This window comes from Marinomonas aquimarina, assembly GCF_900089755.1.
Lineage (GTDB): Bacteria > Pseudomonadota > Gammaproteobacteria > Pseudomonadales > Marinomonadaceae > Marinomonas > Marinomonas aquimarina.
Genome location: NZ_FLOC01000016.1, coordinates 71890 through 95234, shown reverse-complemented (window position 1 = coordinate 95234; position 23345 = coordinate 71890). Strand labels below are relative to the sequence as shown.

Here is a 23345-nt window from a genome sequence, read left to right as displayed (position 1 = left end):
TTGCTTTCTATTGTTAATTATTCTAAAAAGGGAAAGGGAGTTATCTTTTTTTCCGATGGGCACAGGAAAAATTCTATGACGCAGATTGTTGAAATGCTCAACAATATGTGCAAAAAATGTATAAATCGTCATCAGCTAATATCTGTTGACGCAATCTAAGCCATAAAAACACGTATAAAAAAAACAATGTGAGGTGGACAATGAAGCATCTAGGACGTAAAGGTCTAGCCCTGATCGCTGGCGCAGTACTTTCGGTAAACGCAATGGCTGAAGCGGAATACACGCTCAAGCTACACCACATGCTGCCACCGATGTCGATGGCACACTCGAAATTCTTAGAGCCTTGGGCTGAGAAGGTTGAAGCTGAGTCAAATGGGCGTATCGACATCGAGCTATACCCAGCTATGCAACTAGGAGGCAAGCCACCTCAACTGTTTGACCAAGTTCGTAAAGGTATCTCAGATATCACTTGGACCGTCGGCGGATACACCCCAGGCCGTTTCCCTAAGGCCACAGTATTCGAATTACCTTTCATGCCAGGCACTGCTAAAGCCACATCGATGGCGCTGCAAGAATATGCAGAAACAGAAATGCAGGATGAAATGCGTGATGTGCATCTACTGGCCATGCACACCCATGCGCCAGGCTCATTCCACTCTCGCGAACAAGCCATCCAAACGGGTGCTGATCTAGACGGCCTTAAAGTGCGTGCACCAAACAAAATCATGTCACAAGGCTTCAAAGAGTTTGGTGCCAACACCATCTTTATGCCTGTCACCGAAATGGCCAGTGCGATTTCCAAAGGAGTACTAGACGTGGCAGTGCTACCTTATGAAGTTGTGTTGCCGACTAAGATCTACGAACTGGTTCAACATCACACTGAAATCAAGGGCGATCGTGGTCTGTACACTCAGTTCTTTATTTTTGCCATGAACAAAGACGTCTACGCCGACTTACCATCAGACTTGCAGAAAATCATCGACGACAACTCAGGTGTCGCGCTAGCAGGTCATATCGGCACCCTATTTGATAACTATGAGCAGCACGCTCGCAGCTATGCAGTTAAACAAGGTAACAGCTTTGACTACATTGAAGGTGCTGAATACGAAGCTTGGAAAACCAAGCTTGCCCCAGTTCGTACAGAATGGGTCGAAGACATGAACGACGACGATTACGAAGCTGAACGTTTGCTTGAAAAAGCAGAAAGCTTGATCAAGAAATACGAAGCAATGTAATCACTGCTCAGTAATTAAGCATGATGCTATCGGTTACTGATGCTGCACTAGGACAAGGATGTCCAGCTCAACTCAAGTGTAATGATCATGGACACAGGTCAGTGACTAAAGCCTAAAGACACATATAAAAAAAACAATGTGAGGTGAATAATGAAATATCTAGGACGAAGAGGTCTAGCACTTGTGGCTAGTGCAGTACTTTCGGTCAATGCTATGGCAGAAGCGGAGTACACATTGAAGCTTCATCACTTTTTGCCACCTATGTCGATGGCCCACTCTAAGTTCTTAGAGCCTTGGGCAGAGAAAGTTGAAGCCGAATCCAACGGCCGTATCGACATTGAGCTTTACCCTGCGATGCAACTTGGCGGAAAACCACCACAATTGTTTGACCAAGTTCGTAAAGGTATCTCTGATATCACTTGGACTGTTGGCGGTTACACGCCTGGCCGATTCCCAAAAGCAACTGTATTTGAACTACCGTTCATGCCAAGCACGGCACAAGCCACGTCTATGGCACTGCAAGAATACGCCGAAACGGAAATGCAAGATGAAATGAAGGACGTTCATCTACTGGCCATGCATACCCACGCCCCAGGTTCACTTCACTCTCGTGAGCAAGCGATCAAAACAGCGGCCGATCTAGATGGACTGAAAGTGCGCGCACCCAACAAGGTGATGTCTGAAGCTTTCAACGTTTTCGACACCAACACCATCTTTATGCCAGTGACGGAAATGGCCAGTGCCATTTCAAAAGGCGTACTGGATGTTGCCGCGCTACCTTACGAAGTAGTACTACCGACTAAGATCTATGAGTTGGTTAAACACCATACTGAAATCAAAGGCGATCGTGGTCTCTACACCCAGTTCTTTATCTTTGCCATGAACAAAGATGTCTACGCCGACCTACCAGCCGACCTGCAAAAAGTCATCGACGATAACTCAGGTGTTGCACTAGCCGGTCACATCGGTAACTTGTTCGACAACTACGAGCAGCACGCTCGCAGCTACGCAGTCAAACAAGGCAACAGCTTTGATTTCATCGAAGGTGCTGAATACCAGTCTTGGCAGCAAATGCTAGCGCCTGTTCGTACCGAGTGGGTCGAAGACATGAACGATGACGATTACGAAGCAGAACGTTTACTTGAGAAAGCAGAAGGCTTGATCAAGAAATACGAGTCAATGTAACAGCTGTTCGGTGATGAAGCATGAAGTTATCCGTTGTAAATGTTGTTGAGAGTGGATTAAAGCGTGTCGCGCATAGCTTCGCTCTCTTAGGGGGTCTAATCATGCTGTCGCTGGCGATCATTACGGTCGCCAGCATCATCGGCAGGACATTTTTTGGCCAATCTGTTGAAGGTGACTATGAGCTGACCGAAGTCGGTCTGGCCATGTCTGTTTTCCTATTCTTACCTGAATGTTATTTGCGAAAGGGGCACATTATCGTTGACCTGTTTACAGCCAACTGCCAACCCAAAACGCTTTACCTTTTAGATCAACTAGGAAACCTAATTTTCACGCTTGTATCCATTGCCTTTGCCTACCGCATGACACTCAGCGGTATCGAGTCAAAGGACTACTACGAGCAAACCATGATTCTCGAACTACCAATGTGGTGGGTTTATGTTGTCGGGGTGATCTGTTTTAGCCTTTGTGCCCTCTGTGGTATCAATCGCATGCTGACATGCCATTCGGGAGAAGGTGATGAGTAACGTTGAATTAGCATTCTTAATGATGGGGATTCTACTGGTCCTCATGAGTATTCGTATCCCGATTGCCCTATCTATGATGGTGTGTGGCTCTGTGGGCTATGTGATGATCGGCGGTATGCCGGCCCTACTCGAATACTTAGGCACGGCTCCAGTGGCCAAATTTTCCACTTACGACCTGTCCGTTGTACCACTGTTTCTATTAATGGGTGAGCTCGCCACACGCTCTGGTATCACTACCGAACTGTTCCGAACTTGTAATACTTGGGTTGGACGCCAGAAAGGTGGTATTGCCATGGCCGCAGTGGCTGGCTGTGCCGCCTTCGGTGCCATTTGTGGTTCATCACTGGCCACCGCTTCGACCATGGGTAAAGTGGCCCTACCGGAAATGCGTCGCTTGAAATACTCCGGCAGCCTAGCCGCTGGTGCGCTGGCAGCAGGTGGTACCTTAGGCATCTTGATCCCACCTTCTATGGTATTGATCATCTTTGCGGTACTGACCGAGCAAAACATTTCTAAAATGTTTATCGCGGCCTTTATTCCAGGCTTCTTGGCAGCTGCGGGTTATATGCTGACCATCGCTATCTATGTGCGTATGTACCCACATACGGGACCACGTGGTGAGCAAACTACCTGGGCACAAAAGATCCGTTCGACCAAGGACGTGTGGCATATTACGACCATCTTCTTAATCGTTTTAGGTGGTATTTACTTCGGCTTCTTCACCCCAACTGAAGCGGCGTCGGTAGGTGTTGTGCTGACCGCAATTCTGGCGGTGACCCACGGCAAAATGCGCATGGATGGTCTGCTATCGAGCTTAATTCGTACCGCCGTATCGTCCGCCATGATCTTCTTTATTGTCTTGGGTGCTGACTTATTCAGTGTCTTTATCGCACTGTCTAAATTGCCTGAAATCGGTGTCGAAGTACTGACCAACTCAGGTTTGTCACCTTACACAATCCTGGTCGTAATGCTGATTACTTACCTGATCATGGGCTGTTTCTTGGACAGTTTGGCGATGATCTTGCTGACCATTCCGATTTACTTCCCAATCATTATGGCGATGGATTTTGGTATTCCTGCCGCGGATCTGGGGATCTGGTTCGGTATCATTGCCCTAGTGGTGGTAGAAGTCGGATTGATTACACCGCCTGTGGGGATGAACATCTTTATCATTAAATCGTTTGATAACTCTCTACCACTTAAAGAGTGTTTCAAAGGTGTGGTGCCTTTCTTGATTTCAGACTTCGTCCGTGTGGCACTGTTGGTACTTTTCCCAGGCATTACGCTTTGGTTAGTCCATGCCATCGGCTAGTTTAAACGAGTGAGTGACTGTAGTAGTCGAACTTAAAGGGCTCTTCTGAGCCCTTCTTTTTAACTCAATTCAATTCACTCAATGTTTGTTAGATAGATGCTTCAATTGTTATAGCTTTCACCAAACTAATGCGTTGGTATACAATACGGCGCTTTATATTTGACCATGCTAGGAACTCAATACATGCAAGATCAACCAAAAAAGTCGGATCAAGAAATTGATTTTGGTGTTTTAGACGAATTTTTAGGTTATCGCTTGCGTCGCGCTCAGATGAACTTTTTTGCAAAGTTTGGCGAGGTTTGTGAAGACTTAGGTATTAGCCCCGGACTATTTGCCGTTCTTGCAATTGTCGAACGTAATCCTGGATTAACTCAAACGGCCGTTGCTCAAGCATTGGGTAACGATCGTTCTGCCATGGTGGCAGCGGTCGATAAGCTCGAAAGTAAAAACCTATTAGAGCGCCGTCCCGCGATTAATGACCGACGCTCTTACGCGCTGTTTATGACGGACGCCGGTAGCCAGTTTTTCGTCAATGCGGTCGAACGCGTCAGCTGCTATGAAAATGAAATGGCGAAATGCCTAGACGGCGAACAAGAAAAGCAGTGGCTGCTAAATGCGTTAGAGCGCTTGGCGAATAAATCGTTATAGCCATAGCTTGGCACAACGCCTGAAAAGCCAAGTCAGCGCCCCATAAAAAAAGCCCTTGCGATCACTCGCAAGGGCTTTTTTTGTAACCAGTACTTAGAACTATTAACACTCAATCGCGTTGACAGCCAAGCCGCCGCGAGAGGTTTCCTTGTACTTGTCTTGCATGTCTTTACCGGTATCACGCATGGTGCGGATAACTTTATCCAATGAGATAAAGTGCTCGCCATCACCACGTAATGCCATTTGCGTCGCGTTGATCGCTTTCATCGCTGCAATCGCATTTCGCTCGATACAAGGTACTTGTACCAGACCGCCAACAGGATCACAGGTCAGACCTAAGTTATGTTCCAGACCGATTTCCGCCGCGTTTTCAACTTGCGCCGGTGTTCCGCCCAATACTTCACATAGACCTGCCGCTGCCATGGCACAGGCTGAGCCCACCTCACCCTGACAACCTACTTCGGCGCCAGAGATAGAAGCGTTCATCTTACACAATGAGCCAATCGCCGCTGCCGCTAGGAAGAAATCCACCACGTTGTCGTCGGTTGGGTTTGGCATAAATTCCATGTAGTACATCAGTACCGCAGGAATGATACCCGCTGCACCGTTAGTCGGCGCAGTCACCATGCGACCACCCGCTGCGTTTTCTTCGTTCACCGCAAGCGCATAAAGGTTCACCCAATCCATCGCACTCAAAGTGGAACTGATAATGTTAGGACGAGTGGCACGAATCAAAGATTTATGCAGCGTCATTGCACGACGACGAACGTTTAGGCCGCCCGGCAACTTGCCATCTTTGTGAAGACCGTTAGCGATACAGTCTTTCATCGCTCCCCAGATCTCCATCAGGCCTTCACGCACTTCTTTCTCAGAGCGCAGTACCTTTTCGTTTTCCATCATTAGCTGGCTGATGCTTAAATCATGCTCTTTACATAATTTAAGTAACTCAACTGCGTTCTTGAAGTCGTAAGGTACCTCTACCTGAGGCACCAGACGAGCATCCGCAGTCGCTTCTGATTCATCGATGACGAAACCACCACCGATGGAGTAATAGGTGTTTTGGTAAAGTACATTTTCCGACGCATCGTACGCCGTCAAACGCATCGCATTTGGGTGATATGGTAAATCTTCTTCTAACAGAAGCATATCGCGTTCCCAAACGAATTCAATTTCATGACCGCCGGCTAATTGCAAGCGATGGTTTTCTTTCAGTGCTTCGATACGACCTAATACACATTCTGGGTCGATGCGATTTGGGCGTTCACCCATTAAACCCATGATGACAGCATTGTCGGTACCATGCCCCACACCTGTTGCACTCAATGAGCCGTAAAGATCACAGACCACACGCACTGTATTTTGTGTTGCTTCCTTCGCTGTCAAAGCGTCCACAAAATCGGCCGCGGCTGCCATCGGGCCTACTGTGTGAGAGCTTGAAGGACCAATGCCGATTTTAAAAAGGTCAAATACACTGATAGACATAAAGCCTCCAGAAAATTCCAATCTCGGAAATATATAGATGTATTATTATAAGAATAGCCATGTTAAGGCAAGATCAAGATTTTTCTTGATCCTGCCTTAGCTATGTACGACATGGTTAAATGGAGAAAAAGAACAGCAGATTAAGGAAGGGGATGGGTCTTAACGACCAAACACAACCGTACGCTTACCATTTAAAAATACGCGTTTTTCAACATGACACTTGATCGCATTAAACAATGTAACACGTTCAATATCTTGCCCTTTTGCGACCAAATCCTCAGGATAATGTGCATGATCCACTGTCTGGATACCTTGGGCAATGATTGGGCCTTCATCTAGGTCATCGTTGACATAGTGAGCCGTTGCACCCACCATTTTCACACCTTTTTCCCATGCTTGGTGGTAAGGACGTGCGCCTTTAAAACCAGGAAGCAATGAGTGGTGGATGTTGATCGCACGACCATCTAGGTACTGACACATTTCTGAAGAAAGCACCTGCATGTAACGTGCTAGGACCACAAGTTCAGCGTCGTATTGTTCGATCAGCTCACGAACTTTCGCTTCTTGTTCCTGCTTTGTTTCTGCAGTGATCGGCAAGTGGTAGTAAGGGATGTTGTGCCACTGTGCCAATGACTCTAAATCTGGGTGGTTAGAAATAATAACCGGTACTTCAATATTCAGCTGACCTGTACGGTAGCGGTAAAGCAGATCGTTTAGACAGTGATCGTACTTTGATACCATGATTGCAACACGAGGGCGATGATTTGGTGGAGTTAGTTCCCATTCCATCTCAAATTGCTTAGCACGTGACATGAATTCAGCCGTGAACTCTTCCGCAGTGAAGTCTGCAGATTGAGGGTAAAACTCAACACGGATGAAAAAACGATTCGCTTCGCGGTCGTCAAAAGAATGAATTTCTTCAACATAGTTGCCCGCTTCTGCCATGTAACGTGTTACCACGTCAACAGTACCAATAACACTTGGGCAGTTAGCTGTGAAAATCCATGGTTTTGTAGTTGCTTTCATAGGAAGTTCTCTCTGGAAAGAAAAGCCGACCTGCTTTCACAGGTCGGCTTATATGGGGGGGATTACTTAGGCTTCAACAACCAAGCCGTATTCACGGCTAGCGTCTTGAATCCATAGCCATAGGTAGTCTGAGAAACTACGGCGAATCACCAATTCAAACTCATTTTCGCCAGTGCGGCGAAGGATCACTGCGCTCTTAGCGAAAGGAGTGTTAACCACTTTGCCTACTGGGAACTGGCTATCGTGAACATCAGCCGGAGAAGACTTCTTGATCACATCTTTAGCGTTCTTACCAGATAGCTTAACGATCGTTTGACCGCCACTTACGTTAACCACTTGGAAATGACCTTTCATTTCTTTCTGGAACGCAGCTTCGTATTCGAAAGCTTTCAAGCCAGGTACTGTGATCAACCATTCGTCAGGAGCAATCCAACGAACAACCACATCACCTTTGGTAACAGAAGTCAGTGGTTGAGTTGGTACAGCCACACCCAACACTTTCTCTGCAGCTTTCATCTGGTCAGGATTTTCTGCGTTAAGACGAAGCGTTAGGTGACCTAACAAAGCTTCTTCTTTAAACGTTACACCGCCTGTTTTTGGGCCGCTTTTAGCAACTGTAGCTAGGTCAGCGTGGAACAGTGGTGACTGGGCTTGAATTGAAGCATCAGCCAACTGGTTCATGATTGATACAGTTGCTGTTTCGTTTTTAACATCAGACATTTTGACGTTCCCCTTTTGGATCTAGGAAAATTGGGCTGCAGATTTCTGCTTCAACCATACGGCCATCTACAAGTGGGTAGTAAACTTTTTCACCCATCTTGTCTAGACCACCTTTAACGAAGGCTAGAGCAACAGAGCGACCTAAGTTCGCTGACCAGTAACTAGAAGTTACGTGACCAACCATTGGCATTGGGATTGATGCAGTCGGATCAAATACGCCTTGTGCACCTTCAGGCAATACAATGTTTGGATCAATTGTCTTGATACCAACCATTTGCTTACGATCAGCACGTACACAGTCTTCACGCTGCATACCACGCTTACCGATGAAGCTGAATGGTTTGTTCATAGACACAGCCCAACCCATACCTAAGTCGTATGGGTGAACAGAGCCGTCAGTATCCTGACCCGCGATAATGAAACCTTTCTCAGCACGTAGGATGTGCATTGTTTCAGTACCGTATGGAGTTAGGTTGTACTTCGCGCCATGTTCGAATAGTTTTTCCCAAACATGCAGACCGTAGTTCGCTTGTACGTTGATCTCGAAAGACAACTCACCAGTGAACGAGATACGGAATACACGAGCAGGAACGCCTGCAACAGTCGCTGGTTTCCAATCCATGAACTTGAAGTTTTCTTTTGATACATCATCATCAGTCAACTCTTCAAGCAGCTTACGACTGTTTGGACCAGAGATAGTCATAGTCGCCCAGTGGTCAGTTACAGAAGTGAAGTATACTTCTAGTTCTGGCCATTCTGTTTGATGGTAGAACTCCAACCAGTTAAGAACCGTCGCAGCACCGCCAGATGTTGTTGTCATCAAGAAGTGGTTTTCACCAAGACAAGATGTAACACCATCATCGAATACCATGCCGTCTTCTTTCAGCATTAGACCGTAACGACAGCGACCTACAGGTAGTTTCGCCCAAGCGTTAGCGTATACGCGGCCTAGGAATTCACGCGCATCTTTACCTTGGATATCGATCTTACCAAGTGTCGAAGCATCAAGGATACCGATAGACTCACGAGTCGCTAGACATTCACGGTTCAATGCTTCTTGCATAGACTCGCCAGCTTTCGGGAAGTACCAAGGACGTTTCCATTGGCCTACATCCTCAAACTTAGCGCCGTTCTCTAGGTGCCACTTGTGCATTGCACTGTAACGCTCTGGATCGAATAGTTCTTTACAATCACGGCCCGCAATCGCACCGAAAGTGATCGGCGTGTAGTTTGGACGGAAGATTGTTGTACCAGTTTCTGGGATTGACTGGTTCAAGAATTTCGCAGCGATCGCCATACCGTTGATGTTACCCAATTTACCTTGGTCAGTACCAAAGCCCATTGCAGTGTAACGTTTAACGTGTTCGATCGACTCAAAACCTTCACGACAAGCAAGCTCGATACCAGACGCAGTTACGTCGTTCTGGTAGTCAACGAATTGCTTAGGCGCTTGAGACGTTGGTTTAGTGTGTGGAATGTGGAACAAAGCCATTGGCTTAGATTCTTTCACTTCCGCAGCGGCAGGTACTGCAACGTCAGCGGCTTTAAGACCTAGTTTTTCTAGGGCTTCAGCACCAGCTTGGTGACCTTGTTCTAGAGCACCAGACGTTGTGAAGTTACCAGACACGGCACCAGCGATAAGTTGTTTCTGTACTGTCTTACCAGGTACGAAACCAATGATTTCGTCGTTCCACTGTGGACGTGAACCTGTGTGACAAGATAGGTGAACAACTGGGCTCCAGCCACCAGAAGAAGCAACAGTGTCAGCACTTAGTTTCTTAACAGAACCAGTTACTTTAGAACCGTCTTCGCTGATAGATGCAACAGATACACCAGAAACACGCTTGCTACCTTGAACGTCGATTACCGCAGAACCAGCCATCACTGTGATGCCACGCTCGCGCGCTGCTTCAACTAGTGCACCAGTTGGGTTCTTACGTGTATCAACGATTGCTTGTACTTTACGACCAGCATCGTGCCAGTCAAGCGCAGTACGGTAAGCGTTGTCGTTCGTCGTCATAAGAACAAGTTCGTTACCTGGAACAACACCGTAACGGTTGATGTAAGTAGATACCGCACCTGCAAGCATTACGCCTGGAACGTCGTTGTTAGCGAATACAAGTGGACGCTCGTGCGCACCCGTCGCTAGCACAACCCATTTCGCACGTACACGGTGGTAGCGAGCGCGAATTTGACCATTTGGAGCACGATCAGCAAGGTGCTCAGTCATACGCTGATGGATTGTTAGGAAGTTGTGATCGTGGTATCCGTTCACTGTAGAACGAGGCAGAACGATAACGTTTTCGTTCGCTTCTAGTTCTTTAGTTACGCTAGCAACCCAAGCTGCAGCGGCTTTGCCGTCAACAGTTTCTTTGCTAGACAGTAGGTTGCCACCGAATTCGTTTTGCTCGTCCGCGATGATTACGCGAGCGCCGCCACGAGCTGCAGTCAATGCAGCCATCAAACCAGCAGGACCTGCACCAACAACCATTAGGTCACAGTGTTGGTTCATCTTGTCGTAGATATCTACGTCGTATTCTTTTGGAGAACGACCTAGACCCGCCGCTTGACGAATAACTTTCTCGTATGTTTCCCACATAGATTGTGGGTACATGAAGGTTTTGTAGTAGAAACCAGGAGGCATCATCTTGCCACCAAGCTTACCAACAAGACCCATGATATCCATGTCTACGTTTGGCCAACCGTTAGTTGAACCAGATACTAGACCAGAGAAAAGCTCTTGTTGTGTTGCACGTACGTTAGGTACTTGTGTCGCTTCAGTCGCACCAAGCTGCATGATTGCGTTTGGCTCTTCCGCGCCTGCTGCAACGATACCGCGTGGACGGCTGTATTTAAAACTACGACCAACAAGGTCAACACCGTTTGCAAGAAGTGCAGACGCTAGTGTATCACCAGCGAAACCTTCGTATTGCTTACCATTGTAGGTAAAAGTAAGTGGCTTAGAACGGTCAATTCGGCCACCGCTTTGTAGACGATTTTTTTGAGACATGATCCGCTCCCTTACTTCGCAACCACTTTTGGTTGCTCACCCATTTTGTAAACTTCTTTAATTTCATACGTTACTGTGTCGCGAGTAACGTTGAAGAACTTACGGCAGCCTACCGCGTGTACCCAGATCTCATGGTGAAGACCTTTAGGGTTCTTACGGAAGAACATGTAGTTACCCCATTCTTCATCTGTGCAAGAATCTGGGTCTAATGGGCGCTCAATGTGAGCTTGGCCATGGTTGTGGAACTCTTCTTCTTCGCGGTGTTCACCACAGTAAGGGCAATAAATATAAAACATGAATTAAATCTCCCGTTAGTGTGCTACACCAGCTGCGCCGTGCTCATCGATAAGCGCGCCGTTGTGGAATCGGAACATAGAGAATGGCTCAGCAATCTCATGCATTTCACCTTTCGCCAAAGAAGCAGCGAAGACGTTACCTGAACCAGGAGTCGCCTTAAAGCCACCCGTACCCCAACCACAGTTGAAGAATAGGTTCTTAACAGGCGTCTTAGAGATAATCGGACATGCATCTGGACATGTATCAACGATACCACCCCATTGACGGTTCATACGAACACGACTGAAGATCGGGAACATTTCAACGATCGCTTGCACTGTGTGCTCGATTGTTGGGTAAGAACCACGCTGGCCGTAACCAGTGTAGCTATCGATACCTGCACCGATTACCAAGTCACCTTTGTCAGATTGAGATGCGTAACCGTGTACGTGGTTAGACATTACAACTGTGTCTAGGATTGGTTTGATTGGCTCAGATACCAACGCTTGTAGTGGGTGAGACTCAAGCGGTAGTTCGAAACCAGCTTTCGCCGCCATCACACTAGAGTGACCAGCAACCACACAACCTACGCGATCAGCTTTGATGTCGCCGTAACGGTCAGTTTTAACACCAACAACAGTACCGTCTTCAATGATGAAGTCAGTTACTTCAGTTTGTTGGATCAAATCAACGCCGCGCATGTCTGCGCCACGAGCAAAGCCCCATGCAACCGCATCGTGACGAGCTACACCCGCACGTGGCTGCCAAGAAGCACCCATTACTGGGTAACGAGCATTGTCAGAGCAATCTAGGATCGGCACGATTTCGTTAACTTGTTTCGCATCAAGTACTTCACCGTCGATACCGTTTAGACGGTTCGCGTTTACACGACGCTCGATGTCACGCATGTCTTGCAGTGTGTGACCCAAGTTTAGACAGCCGCGCTGAGAGAACATTACGTTGTAGTTAAGATCTTGAGATAGACCTTCCCACAATTTCATAGCGTGCTCGTATAGGTGCGCCGCTTCGTCCCAAAGGTAGTTAGAACGAACGATAGTCGTGTTACGTGCCGTGTTACCACCACCTAGGTAGCCTTTCTCGATCACAGCAACGTTAGTGATGTTGTGCTCTTTAGCTAAGTAGTAAGCTGTGGCCAAACCGTGACCACCACCACCAACGATGATGACATCGTATTTTTTCTTCGGTGTCGGGTTGCGCCAAACCCGTTGCCAATTTTCATGATGGCTTAGACTGTGCTTTAACAAGCCAAATCCGGAATACTGCTGCATTGTGTCAGCTCCTTATCATGGCAGCCCGTATTAGGACTGCATTACAAAGTGGTAATACTAGCGATAGACTGGGTAGTCGGCGCGAGAGGCGCTTTTACTTGCTCTTTCACTGCGTTGATTTTCTCTTCTGGTTATCTCAATGATTGAAACAACAGAGTTAGATCCGTCTGAAGCCTGCTTTATCTAGGCGACCCAAATGCCGATAAAGAAGGTTCACGTCATTGCGACTGTCTCTCAATAATTGCTGCTCTAACGAAGAAACAATTTACGAGAGAAATACTATGAAAACCACCTATTTGTCACATTCTCGTATGCGTCACATAGATGGTTATTTACGACAGTAAAAATGCAACATTTCCAGCCACCCAAATGTGCCAAATTCCTATGCTGTAGCAACATTTTCACCATAAATACGCAAGAGAGCCTTACCTTGGATTCATGTTTATTTTAAACTTGCACAATTACTGACGAAATCCCCTTTCAGGAATCACAGTTACAAATGACCCAAACCAATCACAAAAAACACTTTAGCCCGTCGAACGCAGATCATAATCATGCGCATGTCGCGTCCCCTGAATGCGACAACAAACCGATCATGATTGGCTTCGTATTGCTAAAGCATTTCTCCATGGTCGCCTTCACAGGAGCCGTCGATGCCTTAGTCACGGCGAACCTAGTGCAAACAGAAAAACTGTTCGACTATGCCACCCTCAGCATTTCGGGTTCTTCTGTGACCAGTGATTTGGGTATTGAAATCGCAACGGGCACAAGTATAGAAGAACAATTACAAGGCGCCAGTCATCCGTTCGATGTTTTGATCGTTTGTGGCGGATATCGCTGCCAGCTGTCTGAACAAGCCAAATTAACCGAGTACTTAAAGAACCACCATAAGCAGGATGCCTACCTGGGTGGGTTGTGGAATGGCGCCATTTCTCTGGCACACGCAGGCCTGACCAACAATACTCGTATCGCCGTACACCCTGACAATCACCCCTATGTGCGCGAGCACTTTCAAGATACCGTGATTGCCAAAGAGACCTCCTTATTGGATGGTCAGATTCTCAGCTGCTCGGGCCCGGTCAGCGCCCTAGCCATGATGTTAGTGCTCGTGGAACACTTGCAAGGCAATCGTATTGCCCGTGCGGTGAAAGAGATCCTGACCTGTGATCAGCTATCAGAAAGCACGGTCACGCCGCTTACCCAACCAGCGGACGACGCTAAATACCCCGAAGCCTTGAAAAAGGTTCTGGAGTTAATGCGCAGCAATATCGAAGAGCCATTAACGCTGGAAGAGCTGCTGCACTACGCCAGCGTGTCGCGTCGTCAGCTTGAGCGCTTATTCCAAAACCACTTGGAAACCAGTCCTTCGCGCTATTACCTTGAGCTAAGGATCACTTACGCACGTCGTTTACTGCAACAGACTAACAAGCCTATTATCGAAGTTGCCATTGCCAGCGGTTTTGTCAGCTCGAGTCACTTTAGTAACTGTTTCAAAGACTACTTTGGCGTCGCACCAAGCAATTTCCGCAAGCGTTCCAACCAACAATAAACGCTCAAACTCTGCGAAAACGACACAAAAAAGGCCTCAAATGAGGCCTTTTAAATGCATTTAAACTCAGTAAGTGAAGACTTACTCGACTTCAATCACTTCGTAGCTGTGCACAATATTCACGCCACCGCGCTCTAGCATCAAGGACGCAGAGCAGTATTCTTCAGCAGACAATTTCACCGCACGCGCCACATGACTTTCTTTCATCTTACGGCCAGTCACGACAAAATGTACGCGAATCTCAGTGAACACTGATGGCACAGAATCGGCACGATCGGCATCAATATGGGCCACACAAGACACCACATCCTGGCGTGCCTTCTTCAGGATATTCACCACATCGTAGGACGTACAACCACCTAAACCGGCTAGGATCAGCTCCATTGGACGTGGACCTGCGGTCTGGTTGCCATCGATTTCGACTTTAAAGCCCGTTCCCGTTTCTGCAGTGAAATGTACGTCTTCCTGCCAAACAACACTTGTTTTCATGGGGTTCATCTCTCAAATCTTATTTAAACAATTCCGCCAGCTTCTCGCCCGGATCGTCTGCTTTCATAAAGGCTTCGCCAACAAGGAAAGCATGAATGTTGTTTTCACGCATGGCCGCCACATCATCACGGGTATGAATGCCGCTCTCAGTGACGATTAGACGGTCTTTCGGCACATCATTCATCAACTCAAAGGTATGCTGTAAGCTTAATTCAAAGGTGTGCAAATCGCGATTATTGATACCCAAAAGCTCGGTTTCGGTGTATTCCAACGCCAATTCAAGCTCAGCGCGGTTATGCACTTCGACCAACACATCCATCGACAGGTCACGGGCCATTTGGTCCAGCTCACGCAATTCTTTCCCCGTTAGGCAAGCGGCAATCAGTAGAATACAGTCCGCCCCAATCGAGCGCGCTTCCATCACTTGGTAAGGATCGACAATAAAGTCCTTACGAATCACCGGCAAACCACACGCCGCGCGCGCTTCGACTAGGTAATCTTCATGGCCTTGGAAAAAGTCTTGGTCCGTTAGCACAGACAAACACGCCGCACCGCCCTTCTCGTAGGAGATGGCAATGTCTTTAGGGGAAAACGGATCACGCAAGATACCTTTGCTTGGCGACGCCTTTTTCACTTCGGCAATCACGCCCGCTTTACCCTGGCCGATTTTACGACGCAACGCTTGTGCAAAACCACGTGTTGGATTGTGAGCATTGGCCGCCGCGGCCGCAATCTCAAGGTTGGCATACGGCGTACGCGCTTGGCGCTCAGCAATTTCTTCGTACTTACGCGCTACGATTTTCTTTAGAATTGTTGGAGTCTCGACTTGCATAATAGCTCTCTGTCTTAATTCGCTGTTTCAGTCGCGTCAGGCATGTAGCAACGAGAGAAACTCGCCAACTCTTGCAGCTTAATTTTCGCTAAGCCACCGCAGATCACATCTTCCGCGATCGCAACACCTTCCGCCAAGGAATCCGCTACGCCAGACACGTAGATCGCCGCCCCCGCATTCAATGACACAATGTCACGCGGCGCGTTTTCCTTACCCTTACCTTCTAATGCAGTCTTCAACATCTCTAGACTACTCTCGGCATCCTCCGTTTGTACTAACGACAACGGCTGACGCGCAATGCCGAATTGCTCCGGCGTAATTTCGTATTCGGTGATTTCACCATTTTTCAGCTCAGCCACATAAGTCGGCTCAGCAATGCTGATCTCATCTAGACCATCGGCAGAGTGCACCACCATAACGTGCTCACTGCCCAAGGCTTTTAGTACCTCAGCGATTGGGCGCACCCACTCCTTGCCAAATACCCCCATCACTTGGCGCCTAGCACCGGCAGGGTTCGTCAAGGGACCTAATAGGTTAAAGATAGTACGCGTGGCCATTTCTTTACGTGGCCCCACAGCGTATTTCATCGCTGAGTGGTGGTTTGGTGCGAACATAAAGCCCAAACCTAGTTCTTGTACGCTACGCTTCACCTGTTCGCTGCTAAGACCTAGGTAGACACCGGCTTTTTCTAATACATCCGCACTACCTGATTTTGACGATACCGAACGACCACCGTGTTTTGCTACGCGGCCACCCGCTGCGGCCACGGCAAAGGCCGACGCGGTCGATACGTTAAATAGATTACCGCCGTCACCGCCCGTACCACAGGTATCGACCAGTGCTTCCTCACCAAGATCGACTTTGGTGGACAATTCACGCATCACTTGGGCCGCAGCGGTAATTTCTTCTACCGTCTCGCCTTTCATGCGCAAGCCAATCAGAAAACCACCGATCTGTGCTGGGGTAGCTTGTCCGGTCATGATGCCATTCATCACATCACGCATTTCTTCGCTCGTTAGGTTCTGCTTATTTACTACCGCAGCGATTGCTTGTTGTATATCCACCAGCCAACTCCTAATGTTTGAAAAAGTTGTCTAACAGAGCGTGACCATGCTCTGTCAAAATCGACTCAGGGTGAAATTGCACCCCTTCAATGTTCATACTTGTGTGACGTAAGCCCATGATTTCATCCAGCTCACCTTGCTCGTCCTGCGTCCACGCAGTGACTTCTAAGCACTCAGGCAAGCTATCTTGTTTCACCACCAAAGAATGGTAACGGGTGGCGTTATAAGGATTTGGCAAATCACGGAACACACCGATTCCCTTATGGTACACCTTAGAGGTTTTACCGTGCATTACTGTTTTCGCACGAATCACATCACCCCCAAACACTTGGGCAATGCTCTGGTGTCCTAGGCAAATGCCCAACACAGGGATCTTACCGGCAAAATATTGAATCGCTTCTAGAGACACACCCGCTTCATTCGGTGTGCAAGGTCCAGGCGAGATCACAATATGGCTCGGAGCCAAGGCTTCAATATCTGCAATTGTTAAGGTGTCATTTCGACGCACATCAACGTCATAACCCAACTCACGAATGTATTGCACCAAGTTATAGGTGAACGAATCGTAGTTGTCTATCATCAAAACCATTTTAATAAACCATTGATATTTAAAGCTTTTTGGACAGTCAGCCCAATGGTTTCCTGCATACTGCGTGGAGCATATAAAAAGGAGGGAATTTGAGCTCGGACAATACTACATGATTGTCATAATGAGCGCCATTTCATGTCGCGATACAGAAATGAGAGATGCTTTTGACAACCAATATCAACACTAATGTATCGATCCCCCAAAAGGCCGCTAATCATTTGCTTGAACCTCTCTCCGTTGGGGTATTAACTTTACCAATCAAATCCATTCCCCAGTTATAAATTGCAATCCGAACAAGATAACGCCCTATATCTAGTTTTTTTCTCAGCATCCTACTTTTTACATTCTGAAATGAGATATGTGAATTCCGACTGTATTCATGCTCACCAGCTGTAAATCGTCCAGAATGAAAATGCTTTGATCTCACATCCTCATACAAAAACTTCAATACCTCATTTTCATTCTTATGATTTTCCGTCAGATCACAATAAAATCTCATAAAGTTTGAAAAATGCCTGAGGCTAGGTTCTTTCTCACTCAGAGCAAGAGACTCAATTGCAGCCACCATATATGAAGCTTGAACTGTTGGATGATAGCGCCCCGCATTCAACCCCATTTGATACATGAAGCAACAGCTGTCATAAGCCTGATTAATTTCGTCACCACTCTTTTCTAAAGCAGATAACAAATTTTTCCAGCAACGAGGCAAATAAACATCTCCCATAATGTTATGAATTCCCTGCGCCTGAAAATCACTGACCTCTCCTGCTTTGAACTCTTTCTTACTAGGCATTTCTTTTGGGATTCTTGGTGCCTCAGGAGGAACACAGCGCTGGAATAAGACACCTTCAGGAGCTCCACTTTTATGACTAACGCCCCAAATGTGCTCTATGCTCAACCCCTCTATTCCTAGGTTCAGCCAGAATGACAACTTTGCAGCTAGCTTATCTGCCAAAATATTGCCTTTTACATTTGCATCTTCATGATCTACTGCTTCCACTTTGACATCGACACTAAAAAACCTTTCAATGTCTGTCGTAACATTGTCTTGATCAGGCCAATACGGAGCAATCAAAAGAGTTCTTCCTTTAGAATATGCACCATTAAGCCTTCCCCCTACATATCTATATAGATATCGTTTGTAAAAGACTTCCTTTTTATTTGAAATAACCCCTTGATATGCCTGATAAATTAAAGCTTGTATCTTACCTTCAACACTTGGCCTTTCTTTACAGTCGAATTTGATACTAGTCATCAACCCAGTTTCAATTGAATAAACAACCTCAAATCCTACTCTCGATAACTCTCCATCAATATCTAAAGTGAGATTTGTTCGATTGATGAAATGACCATTTTCAGAGTGAGCACTTGCAAAGCTCCCCCTTACAAATGGATCAATATAAGAATCCAAGTAATTCAAAAAGACTTTATTTTGATCCTCAGTTTCAAGCGTCATCTCCATCTCTTGCATCTCTACTCCCTTGTTTTGGCCAATCAATCTTATTGAGCAACTCTCAGTATTTACCATACTTTAACTGCATGACGAACTTGAACGATTCTATCATTAGGTGTAAGTAAGCATATTAGAAGGAAGAAGAATGAGTTCTACGGTGCAGTAGAAACAAAAAGCGCCGAACCTTGGTCCAGCGCTTTTTAACAATCCTTTGAGGCTGTACTTAAAGATCCAATTCGATCAAGCCGCCTTCTTCCTTAGCACGGGAGCAGCAAGTCAGCATTTGCTTACCTTCGGCCTTTTCTTTTTTGCTTAAGAAGACATCGCGATGCTCGACGTCGCCACTGATCACGTCGGTTAAGCAAGTACCGCAAACCCCTTCACAACAGGACACAGGCACAAAGATAGCGTTGTCTTCTAGCACATCAGTAATCGCCTGATTCGCAGCGACATCTAATACTTGGCCAGTGCTGGCCACTTTGATTTGGAAAGCATGGTTGTCACCATGATCGACATCCATGGCAGGCGCGGCAAAGAACTCACGGTGCACACGCTCTTCGGGCCAACCAAGTGCCTCCGCGTGTTCAAGCACACTGGAGATAAACTCCGCTGGACCACAAACATAAAGATCCGAGTCGGCCACATGCTGACTTAACACTGAGTTGATATCCATACGGCCTGAGCTTTGTGGTTCGCTACTAAAATGAAAATGCATTTTGTCGGCAAACGATGCCTGTTTCAGGACACTACTAAAGGCGGCGGTACGCGGCGACTTACCACAGTAGTGAAACTCAAACGGCGTTCCGGCACACTGCAGAGTTTGCGCCATCGGCAGCAAAGGCGTGACGCCAATGCCACCGGCGATCAGCAAGGATTTGGCTTCTTTGCTACGCAGAGGGAAGTGGTTCTTAGGCTCGCTAATTTGAACCAGATCACCGATGCTTAAATCGTGTACTTCCTCTGAACCACCACGGGATTGCGGGTCTTTTAACACCGCGATTTCGTAATAGCGTGGATCCGACTGCAAACGGCATAAGGAATACTGACGCAATAAGCCACTCGGCAACTTGATATCAATGTGTGCGCCCGCTTCAAACGGCGGCAAAGCGCTATCATTAGCTTTTCCCAGCACCAGACGTACCACCGCCGCCGCTTCTTCAACTTTGTTCAACACTGCTACTTCAATCATAGTGCCACCTTAGAAAGAGATCGTTTGTAATGGCACGTCTTTTACCGCAATTTTCGCCGCACTTTCCGCTTTAATCAGACGCTCGATCACACGGCGAGATTGCACCCCACCAGCATCGATATTGAGTTTCAATAGGTCATATTCTGGGAAGGCTTTTAGATTGGCTTGTTGATACTCCAGTACTTCCAAGTCTTCTTGGAAAATGCCGCCCTGGCCTTCACGGATTTTATCGGTTAGCTCGGCATCATCGGCTTTGAAGTTACGCGCCATGCCCCAGAAGTACCACATGGTGTCTTCGGTTTCAGGGGTGATAAAGTCCACCACGATACTGCTGGCTTTCTTCTCTTTTGGCGCCTCAAAGCCACCGTTACCTTCCAGCGCCACCCCCACATCAATCATCACATGAGACGGCGGTGTAAAACGACAACGCTGCCAACGATCCACTGGTGCGTCTTTTGCTAGGCCATTGGCTTCTAATGCGGCTTGCCAGAATGGCGGTGCGGTGATGTTTTCCATGGTACGGCTAGTAATAACTTCATCGCCGTTTACCTTGGTGTCTACGGGCGACTCATCGATCTCTTTTTGGCCGATGCTTGAAGCATGGACATAGGTTTCATGGGTCAGATCCATCAGGTTATCGATCATCAGGCGGTAATCACAATTAATGTGGTAGAGACCACCACCGTAGGCCCACTCATCGCTTTCTGCCCATTCTTGCACGGGGATCAGACTTGGATCGGCTAGATCTTGGTCACCTGGCCACACCCAAATAAAGCCGTAACGCTCTTCCACAGCGAACGCCTTCATACAAGGGAAGCCTTGCACACGCTGTAATGGCATTTCTTTGGTTTTGCCATCAGCGCCCATTTTCAATCCATGGTAACCACACACCAATAGACCATCTTCCACATAGCCTAAAGACATGGCAGCACCACGGTGTGGGCAAAAGTCACGCACCGCGGCGACTTCATTGGCAGAAGGACGGTAAAAAGCAATGCTTTCGCCACAGATCTTGCGCCCTAATGGCTTCTCTGTGCCGATCTCTTCTGACATCGCCGCCACATACCAAGTGTTCTTAGGGAAGGTTAACTGGCTCATGATTTTCTCCTAATTGTATTATTTTTGTTCTTTAATGGATCCAATATAGACCGAAATACGGGGTATTTCCCATAAAAAAAACGCATAAGTGGATCCAATTAATCGATATTAAAACAATCAAAGGCTAGTTTTTCCCTTATACTTTGGTTTAACGCATAATATTGGATCCAATATCACACCCTAAATAAGGTCACACAGCACTATGCAAAAGACGCAAACGAATGTGGTCACTACCCTACGTCAGATGATTCTGGAGGAAGAGCTGGCCGCCGGCACACGCTTAGCGGAAATCCCCACCGCAGAAAAACTGGGGGTGTCACGCACGCCTGTGCGCATCGCTTTTCGTGCCCTAGAGCAAGAAGGCCTGCTGACCAAGCTGCCTGGACGAGGCTATGAAGTACGCTCAGTGTCTGTCGCAGAAATCATAGGCGCGGTGGAAGTGCGCGGCGTATTAGAAGGCCTAGCAGCACGCCAAGCCGCCGAGAACGGTTTGAGCGATGCCCACAAAAGCGAACTGCAAGCCCTACTCGACCTCGGTGATGAGATCTTAGCGGGGGATGAATTAAACGAAGCGGAGCTTGAGCGCTACCAACAGATGAACAAGCGCTTTCACGATATTGTCATTGAAGCGGCCCATAATCCGGCCATTCAAGCCGCCTTGAGCCGTAATGAGCATTTACCGTTTGCGTCATCCAGTGCACTGGCGTTTGATAAGAAACAAATGAGCAAAGAGACTAAGCGCTTCGAGTTTGCCCATCAACAACACCATCATGTGTTTTATGCCATGATCAATGGTTTGGGCTCACGGGCCGAAGGCATTATGCGCGAACATGCCAACGCCACACTTGGCTATATCAACAATCCACGCAATACTGATGAGTTAACCGTCATCAGTGAGCGAGACCGTACGCGAAACTGAAAAAGCCCCGTAAAGTGACGTTTTTATCGATGCTTACTTCATTGATTCTAAAGATGAATTCGCTCAAACTGATAGCATTAATAAAGTCGTATAAGGGGCAAGCCAATGTCCAATCCAATTGCAGAACTGATTGAGCTACTGACTCAAGATAATATTTCCAATGACGCTATCAACAAAGCCATCAGTTCGATGCCGCCGGATGACGTCGCCCTTGCCCTCGAGTCTATCCCCGTCTCCCAGCGTCGTTTTGTTTGGGACAGTATCAAGCAAACCAATCGTCTCGATATTTTGGTGGAGATGCGTGGTGAGTCGCGCTTACTGTTGCTCAAAGAGCTGAATGACATTGAAATCGCTGAGCTGTTTTCGGATGTGGATGCGGAAGATCTATTGGAGATCGCTGACTCCCTTCCCGATCAGATGATCGAGATCGCGCTGAAGAAGATGGATGCCAAGCAGCGCGAATACTACCAACAGGGTGTCACTTACGAAGACGACGAAGCCGGCCGCTGGGTGGATCACGAGCTCGTCGTAGCGGCACAAACCATTCGAGTATCGGAAGCCATGCGTTTATTCCGTCGTGCCTCCGCGCCCTATTCCGACACCATCTACTTGGTCAATCGCACTGGCCGCTGGGTCGGCTGTGTCAATCTGCAGGAATTGCTCAAAGCCCAGCCCCATGAATACGTTTCTGGCTTGATGGAAGAAGACTACCCCTTTATTGATGCCGAGACGGATGTCATCAAAGCCGCCGATTTACTGGAGAAAAGCGAAGTCACGGCGCTCCCCGTGTTAGACAGTAACCAATTGCTGGTCGGTCGTTTCCACGCCGGCCACGCGCTCGAAGCACGACGCTTAGAACAAGAATCGGTGCAGATGTCGAACACCGGTTTGGACGAAGATTCGGATTTATTCTCGCCGGTGAAACGCAGTGCCGCGTCCCGTGGCTTCTGGCTCGGCATCAACTTACTCACGGCCTTTATGGCATCGGCGTTTATCGGTCTATTTGAAGCCACCCTTGAACAAGTAGTGGCGTTGGCGGTACTGATGCCAATCGTTGCGTCTATGGGCGGTATCGCCGGTAGTCAGACGTTAACCTTGATTGTGCGTGGTTTGGCTTTGGGGCAGATTACCCGCGCCAACTTTGGATCATTATTGAAGAAAGAGCTGCAAGTGGGCGGCTTGAACGGCATTGTTTGGTCGCTCTGTATCGGTGCTGCGGTACTGTTCTGGTTCCAAAACCCAATGCTTGGTTTTACGATTGCGATGGCTATCGTTATTAATATCTTAATGGCTGCACTTTCAGGCGTCATAATCCCCGTGGTATTAGATAAATTAAAAATCGACCCTGCCTTGTCTGGCTCGGTGATTCTGACCACAGTGACAGACATCGCCGGTTACATCGCCTTCCTCGGCTTGGGTACCTTGCTACTTTTGTAAAAAGTCACTTTTTAAATAG

At 47.5% G+C, this 23345-nt stretch carries 21 protein-coding genes; 8 read left to right on the top strand and 13 right to left on the bottom strand.

Going from position 1 to position 23345, the window contains the following annotated elements; genetic code table 11:
- The first annotated feature begins 200 nt into the window (after positions 1-200).
- From MAQ5080_RS13385 to MAQ5080_RS13365, 5 genes are all read left to right on the top strand, one after another.
- On the top strand, positions 201-1235 hold the full coding sequence (locus MAQ5080_RS13385) for a TRAP transporter substrate-binding protein (RefSeq protein WP_067211089.1): 1035 nt from the start codon (positions 201-203) through the stop codon (positions 1233-1235).
- Between the two features lie 183 nt (positions 1236-1418).
- Positions 1419-2420 (top strand): TRAP transporter substrate-binding protein, encoded by a 1002-nt coding sequence (locus MAQ5080_RS13380; protein ID WP_231870838.1) that lies wholly within the window; start codon positions 1419-1421, stop codon positions 2418-2420.
- 20 nt (positions 2421-2440) lie between these two features.
- Positions 2441-2944 (top strand): TRAP transporter small permease, encoded by a 504-nt coding sequence (locus tag MAQ5080_RS13375; RefSeq protein WP_067211082.1) that lies wholly within the window; start codon positions 2441-2443, stop codon positions 2942-2944.
- On the top strand, positions 2937-4256 hold the full coding sequence (locus MAQ5080_RS13370) for a TRAP transporter large permease (protein WP_067211078.1): 1320 nt from the start codon (positions 2937-2939) through the stop codon (positions 4254-4256). Before MAQ5080_RS13375 ends, MAQ5080_RS13370 begins: the two co-directional genes overlap by 8 nt.
- A 183-nt stretch (positions 4257-4439) precedes the next feature.
- Positions 4440-4904, top strand: coding sequence for a MarR family winged helix-turn-helix transcriptional regulator (locus MAQ5080_RS13365; RefSeq protein WP_067211075.1), 465 nt, complete (start codon positions 4440-4442; stop codon positions 4902-4904).
- Between the two features lie 102 nt (positions 4905-5006).
- On the opposite strand, the gene MAQ5080_RS13360 is transcribed toward MAQ5080_RS13365, so the two are convergent.
- The 6 genes from MAQ5080_RS13360 to MAQ5080_RS13335 all read right to left on the bottom strand — a co-directional run bounded on the left by MAQ5080_RS13360 (position 5007) and on the right by MAQ5080_RS13335 (position 12707).
- Positions 5007-6386, bottom strand: a complete 1380-nt coding sequence (locus tag MAQ5080_RS13360) for an L-serine ammonia-lyase (protein WP_067211072.1) — start codon at positions 6384-6386, stop codon at positions 5007-5009.
- 159 nt (positions 6387-6545) lie between these two features.
- Positions 6546-7412 carry a formyltetrahydrofolate deformylase gene (purU, locus tag MAQ5080_RS13355; protein ID WP_067211070.1) on the bottom strand — a complete coding sequence of 289 codons (867 nt, stop codon included), beginning with the start codon at positions 7410-7412 and terminating at the stop codon, positions 6546-6548.
- Positions 7413-7478: 66 nt separating this feature from the next.
- Positions 7479-8132 carry a sarcosine oxidase subunit gamma gene (locus MAQ5080_RS13350; protein WP_067211067.1) on the bottom strand — a complete coding sequence of 218 codons (654 nt, stop codon included), beginning with the start codon at positions 8130-8132 and terminating at the stop codon, positions 7479-7481.
- The gene (locus MAQ5080_RS13345) at positions 8125-11142 is read right to left on the bottom strand and encodes a sarcosine oxidase subunit alpha (RefSeq protein ID WP_067211064.1); all 3018 of its coding nucleotides are present in this window, start codon (positions 11140-11142) and stop codon (positions 8125-8127) included. Before MAQ5080_RS13345 ends, MAQ5080_RS13350 begins: the two co-directional genes overlap by 8 nt.
- A gap of 11 nt (positions 11143-11153) precedes the next feature.
- Positions 11154-11438, bottom strand: a complete 285-nt coding sequence (locus MAQ5080_RS13340) for a sarcosine oxidase subunit delta (protein ID WP_067211061.1) — start codon at positions 11436-11438, stop codon at positions 11154-11156.
- Between the two features lie 15 nt (positions 11439-11453).
- Positions 11454-12707, bottom strand: a complete 1254-nt coding sequence (locus MAQ5080_RS13335) for a sarcosine oxidase subunit beta family protein (protein ID WP_067211057.1) — start codon at positions 12705-12707, stop codon at positions 11454-11456.
- A gap of 499 nt (positions 12708-13206) precedes the next feature.
- On the opposite strand from MAQ5080_RS13335, the gene MAQ5080_RS13330 reads away from it, so the two are divergent.
- A complete protein-coding gene (locus MAQ5080_RS13330) occupies positions 13207-14256 on the top strand; it encodes a GlxA family transcriptional regulator (protein ID WP_067211054.1) in 1050 nt (349 codons plus the stop codon).
- An 81-nt stretch (positions 14257-14337) separates the two neighbouring features.
- On the opposite strand, the gene MAQ5080_RS13325 is transcribed toward MAQ5080_RS13330, so the two are convergent.
- The 7 genes from MAQ5080_RS13325 to MAQ5080_RS13295 all read right to left on the bottom strand — a co-directional run bounded on the left by MAQ5080_RS13325 (position 14338) and on the right by MAQ5080_RS13295 (position 20970).
- Positions 14338-14745: an OsmC family protein gene (locus MAQ5080_RS13325; RefSeq protein WP_067211144.1), complete on the bottom strand. Its 408-nt coding sequence runs from the start codon at positions 14743-14745 to the stop codon at positions 14338-14340.
- A gap of 19 nt (positions 14746-14764) precedes the next feature.
- Complete coding sequence (gene trpC, locus MAQ5080_RS13320; RefSeq protein ID WP_067211051.1) at positions 14765-15577, bottom strand: indole-3-glycerol phosphate synthase TrpC; 813 nt, start codon at positions 15575-15577, stop codon at positions 14765-14767.
- A 14-nt stretch (positions 15578-15591) separates the two neighbouring features.
- Complete coding sequence (gene trpD / locus MAQ5080_RS13315) at positions 15592-16641, bottom strand: anthranilate phosphoribosyltransferase (RefSeq protein ID WP_067211047.1); 1050 nt, start codon at positions 16639-16641, stop codon at positions 15592-15594.
- A gap of 10 nt (positions 16642-16651) precedes the next feature.
- Positions 16652-17230: an anthranilate synthase component II gene (locus MAQ5080_RS13310; RefSeq protein ID WP_067211044.1), complete on the bottom strand. Its 579-nt coding sequence runs from the start codon at positions 17228-17230 to the stop codon at positions 16652-16654.
- Between the two features lie 214 nt (positions 17231-17444).
- Positions 17445-18686 (bottom strand): hypothetical protein, encoded by a 1242-nt coding sequence (locus tag MAQ5080_RS13305; protein ID WP_156496582.1) that lies wholly within the window; start codon positions 18684-18686, stop codon positions 17445-17447.
- Between the two features lie 220 nt (positions 18687-18906).
- Positions 18907-19872, bottom strand: a complete 966-nt coding sequence (locus tag MAQ5080_RS13300) for a PDR/VanB family oxidoreductase (RefSeq protein WP_067211037.1) — start codon at positions 19870-19872, stop codon at positions 18907-18909.
- A 9-nt stretch (positions 19873-19881) separates the two neighbouring features.
- Positions 19882-20970 carry an aromatic ring-hydroxylating dioxygenase subunit alpha gene (locus MAQ5080_RS13295; RefSeq protein ID WP_067211033.1) on the bottom strand — a complete coding sequence of 363 codons (1089 nt, stop codon included), beginning with the start codon at positions 20968-20970 and terminating at the stop codon, positions 19882-19884.
- A 202-nt stretch (positions 20971-21172) separates the two neighbouring features.
- On the opposite strand from MAQ5080_RS13295, the gene MAQ5080_RS13290 reads away from it, so the two are divergent.
- Both MAQ5080_RS13290 and mgtE read left to right on the top strand, forming a co-directional pair.
- On the top strand, positions 21173-21889 hold the full coding sequence (locus tag MAQ5080_RS13290; protein ID WP_067211030.1) for a GntR family transcriptional regulator: 717 nt from the start codon (positions 21173-21175) through the stop codon (positions 21887-21889).
- Positions 21890-21994: 105 nt separating this feature from the next.
- Positions 21995-23326, top strand: a complete 1332-nt coding sequence (mgtE, locus tag MAQ5080_RS13285; protein ID WP_067211026.1) for a magnesium transporter — start codon at positions 21995-21997, stop codon at positions 23324-23326.
- Positions 23327-23345 lie beyond the last annotated feature (19 nt).

What these genes read in the sequence shown, in the direction of transcription:
- MAQ5080_RS13385 (WP_067211089.1), top strand. Translation starts at nt 201, where the DNA reads ATGAAGCATCTAGGACGTAAAGGTCTAGCCCTGATCGCTGGCGCAGTA.
- MAQ5080_RS13375 (WP_067211082.1), top strand. Translation starts at nt 2,441, where the DNA reads ATGAAGTTATCCGTTGTAAATGTTGTTGAGAGTGGATTAAAGCGTGTC.
- MAQ5080_RS13370 (WP_067211078.1), top strand. Translation starts at nt 2,937, where the DNA reads ATGAGTAACGTTGAATTAGCATTCTTAATGATGGGGATTCTACTGGTC.
- MAQ5080_RS13365 (WP_067211075.1), top strand. Translation starts at nt 4,440, where the DNA reads ATGCAAGATCAACCAAAAAAGTCGGATCAAGAAATTGATTTTGGTGTT.
- MAQ5080_RS13360 (WP_067211072.1), bottom strand. Translation starts at nt 6,386, where the DNA reads ATGTCTATCAGTGTATTTGACCTTTTTAAAATCGGCATTGGTCCTTCA.
- purU (WP_067211070.1), bottom strand. Translation starts at nt 7,412, where the DNA reads ATGAAAGCAACTACAAAACCATGGATTTTCACAGCTAACTGCCCAAGT.
- MAQ5080_RS13350 (WP_067211067.1), bottom strand. Translation starts at nt 8,132, where the DNA reads ATGTCTGATGTTAAAAACGAAACAGCAACTGTATCAATCATGAACCAG.
- MAQ5080_RS13345 (WP_067211064.1), bottom strand. Translation starts at nt 11,142, where the DNA reads ATGTCTCAAAAAAATCGTCTACAAAGCGGTGGCCGAATTGACCGTTCT.
- MAQ5080_RS13340 (WP_067211061.1), bottom strand. Translation starts at nt 11,438, where the DNA reads ATGTTTTATATTTATTGCCCTTACTGTGGTGAACACCGCGAAGAAGAA.
- MAQ5080_RS13335 (WP_067211057.1), bottom strand. Translation starts at nt 12,707, where the DNA reads ATGCAGCAGTATTCCGGATTTGGCTTGTTAAAGCACAGTCTAAGCCAT.
- MAQ5080_RS13330 (WP_067211054.1), top strand. Translation starts at nt 13,207, where the DNA reads ATGACCCAAACCAATCACAAAAAACACTTTAGCCCGTCGAACGCAGAT.
- MAQ5080_RS13325 (WP_067211144.1), bottom strand. Translation starts at nt 14,745, where the DNA reads ATGAAAACAAGTGTTGTTTGGCAGGAAGACGTACATTTCACTGCAGAA.
- trpC (WP_067211051.1), bottom strand. Translation starts at nt 15,577, where the DNA reads ATGCAAGTCGAGACTCCAACAATTCTAAAGAAAATCGTAGCGCGTAAG.
- MAQ5080_RS13310 (WP_067211044.1), bottom strand. Translation starts at nt 17,230, where the DNA reads ATGGTTTTGATGATAGACAACTACGATTCGTTCACCTATAACTTGGTG.
- MAQ5080_RS13305 (WP_156496582.1), bottom strand. Translation starts at nt 18,686, where the DNA reads ATGACGCTTGAAACTGAGGATCAAAATAAAGTCTTTTTGAATTACTTG.
- MAQ5080_RS13300 (WP_067211037.1), bottom strand. Translation starts at nt 19,872, where the DNA reads ATGATTGAAGTAGCAGTGTTGAACAAAGTTGAAGAAGCGGCGGCGGTG.
- MAQ5080_RS13295 (WP_067211033.1), bottom strand. Translation starts at nt 20,970, where the DNA reads ATGAGCCAGTTAACCTTCCCTAAGAACACTTGGTATGTGGCGGCGATG.
- MAQ5080_RS13290 (WP_067211030.1), top strand. Translation starts at nt 21,173, where the DNA reads ATGCAAAAGACGCAAACGAATGTGGTCACTACCCTACGTCAGATGATT.
- mgtE (WP_067211026.1), top strand. Translation starts at nt 21,995, where the DNA reads ATGTCCAATCCAATTGCAGAACTGATTGAGCTACTGACTCAAGATAAT.